The organism is Xenorhabdus innexi (assembly GCF_002632485.1).
Classification (GTDB): domain Bacteria; phylum Pseudomonadota; class Gammaproteobacteria; order Enterobacterales; family Enterobacteriaceae; genus Xenorhabdus; species Xenorhabdus innexi.
In genome coordinates this window covers 1-2,669 of the sequence record NZ_NIBU01000076.1, presented here as the reverse complement: position 1 = coordinate 2,669, position 2,669 = coordinate 1, and the positions used below count along the sequence as shown (strand labels likewise).

Sequence of the window (2,669 nt, the reverse complement as noted above, 5' to 3'; positions counted from 1 at the left end):
CGCCAGCGCCGGGTTGCTGATGCGGGTATGCTGCACCTCAAAACGCAGCTGCCGCAAATCCGGCCGGCAGGGAATGGTGGCGACCGCCGCCTGTGTCAGCCCTTTGGATAACCGGTGCACTACGGCCCACCAGACCGGCACCGCCGCCGTCTGGTTATTCAGGCTGGACATCACCGGCGCATAACCACTTTTATCGGGGGCAGCCGGTGTCCAGGTGCCACAGCTTTTGGCGCGGGAGGGGTCATACTGAAGGGTGGTCAGGCTGACGCTGACCAGCGGCACACAGCAGAACACCATCACGAAAAACGCCCCGTAGAGCGTAGTCTCAAGCCGGGCCAGTGACTGCAAACCGCCGGCACCGTCTTCTTCGCCCCCTTCTCTGACTTTCAGCCAAATGGTAATCACTTTTATCACTAAAGGCAGGGTAAACAACCCCGTGGCAATCAGAATGTGCCACAGGCCATTATTCACCACCCAGCCGAGCAGGGTCAGGAAATATTCCAGATAACTGTTCGTGGTCATGACACACTTCCCTGACTGGCTGACAGCGCATATTCACCCAGCAGAATAAACAGCAGACTAACCACCATCATCCGCATTAGTGTTGCGCGGTATTCCGCCTGATGCTTTACCCTTTGCCAGGTTTTCCAGCCGCCCCAGAACAGCCATCCGTAAAGACTTAATCGCCATAACAGCCAAAGCGATTGATGCCTTTCCAGCCAGCGATTGAAGGCAGACAGGGTTTCGGGATAGCGCATCCCCACCCAGCCTGCCACTAACGTCATTGCCATCACCAAAGCGATAATCAGTGATAACGCGACACCATTTCTGACTCTTGAACTTTTCTCTGCCATCATCGACCTTACCTGCGCTCCCGATTAGGGGCTTCCAGCTGAGAAAACCGCGCATCCTGGCTGTCCGGCACCTGTTTTTGCGGATGGGCGTTAATGCGCTGCGTATCCCGTTCAATAATGGTCAGGATGGCATTGCGGGACAGCGCCTGTTTCAGGGCCATTTCATTTTTCAGCGCACTGATTTCCCGGTCCAGTGCGGCAATCCGGCGTTCCCCTTCTGCCAGGGCTTCCGATTGTGCGGCGGCATTGGGTTCGGACATGCCGGTCATCAGCATCCGGCGCATCAGTAACGCGGTTTCGGTGGTCTCCGCCATCGCCAGCTCGCCGGCCAGACGCGCCGTCAGTGCTGCCCGGTCCGGGTCACGCTGCAACGCCTGAATGACCCCCTGCGTCACCGTCAGGCTGCCGGTTTTCAGTTGGGTCAGACTGGCCTGCGTCGGCTTCGCCGTACCACTGACCAGTTTCACCAGTTGTTCGATATTCGTTTTGGTATGGGCTTCCAGCATCGGGGCAAACCCCGTTCCCGCCACCGTCGTGCCCGGCTGATGGGGTTCACCGCCGCTGCTGCACTCGGCAGACTGTGTGCAGGTCCGGATGGCCCGGTCACCCAGCACGCTGACCACGGCGTCAGCGGCTTCCCGCGCCGTGCTGAATTTACGGCAGGCACTGCCTTCACACTTAAAGGGGCTGACGGACGCCTGACTCAGTACCGGCAGCTGATTCATCATATTAAAGCCGGCACTGACCAAATCGCGGGTCGGACGGATGGCTGCCTGTCCCTTGCCGCCCTGCCGTTGTCCGCCAATCCACGGATGCCCGCCGGCACCGGTGGTTTTACTGCCGGCATTATTCACCCGCACGGCATCCCCGTCCCCGCCGTTCACCAGCGTTTTGTATTCCTGCAGGGTCGCCGACTGGGTCCATTTGCTGTTCTGCGCAAAATCCATCATTTTATTGGCCATCGCCCGGCAGTTAAACTGCGCTTTATCAAAGGCCACACTGGCCTGTAACACCCCGTTGGTCAGCATGTCATACAATCCCGGATTGGCCCGCTGGATAATCATCGCCGGCAGACTGGCGACGGCCCCGGTCGCCCCCTGAATGACATCACTCATCAGGTTCTTAAAGCCGGCTGTAATGCCGTTCAGCTGATTACTGACGGTGGTTTTCAGGTCAAAATTGCCGCACATCAAATCCGAGCGCCAGCCCAGTTCTAATCCACCGAGTGTGGCGGAACCACTGCGGCTGGCCGGCTCTGAAATCACCGAGCCGCCCCCTAAGGTATAAAACAGCGTATCGGACACCGCCCCGCTGGTCTCTGCGCCATAACCCAGCGCACTCCGGTTCACCTGCGGTAAGGTGAGGGACAGCCCGGCCGCACCGGCCTGCACCGACGTAAGCAGAATAGACCCCGTCACCAGCCAGAAGGCCTTGCTTTTCTTCATCATGACGCATTTCCTTATTCAGATATCCGTGCTGCCGAGAAAACGCTGTCCCCGGCGCTGACAGCAGCTGTAGGGCTGCCACAGGGCATAAGCCTGATTACCATTGATAGCAGCCGTATGTTCCCCGTCAGGAAACACGGCACAGGTCTGACTTAATGTCGGCGATAACCGCTGCCACTGGTGGTTCTTTGTGCCGGTATTTTCCTGCACCGGGCCCGGCGGCCAGTAGCCGTCAGCCCGTTGTCCGGTCAGCGGCTGGTACACATGGGGCTGCCCGGTACGGGTGATAATGTCCGCCACCCGTTGGGCCACCACCGCCGCGGCTTTATCGTCATCCGTCTGCGTGACGAAACCGGCGCGCGGATAGAGA

The 2,669-nt window shown here is 59.0% G+C and carries 4 protein-coding genes; all 4 read right to left on the bottom strand.

Annotated elements, in window-relative coordinates; translation table 11 throughout:
- On the bottom strand, positions 1-522 hold a 522-nt coding region (locus tag Xinn_RS18000; RefSeq protein WP_211286032.1), incomplete at its 3' end, for a conjugal transfer protein TraG N-terminal domain-containing protein.
- Entirely contained in the window at positions 519-857 is a 339-nt protein-coding gene (locus tag Xinn_RS17995; RefSeq protein ID WP_244590251.1) for a hypothetical protein, read from the bottom strand. The genes Xinn_RS17995 and Xinn_RS18000, both read right to left, overlap by 4 nt.
- Positions 858-862: 5 nt before the next feature.
- Complete coding sequence (locus Xinn_RS17990) at positions 863-2,299, bottom strand: integrating conjugative element protein (RefSeq protein ID WP_422646006.1); 1,437 nt, start codon at positions 2,297-2,299, stop codon at positions 863-865.
- Positions 2,300-2,317: 18 nt separating this feature from the next.
- Positions 2,318-2,669: TraU family protein (locus tag Xinn_RS17985; RefSeq protein WP_211286031.1), on the bottom strand; the 352-nt coding region annotated here is incomplete at its 5' end.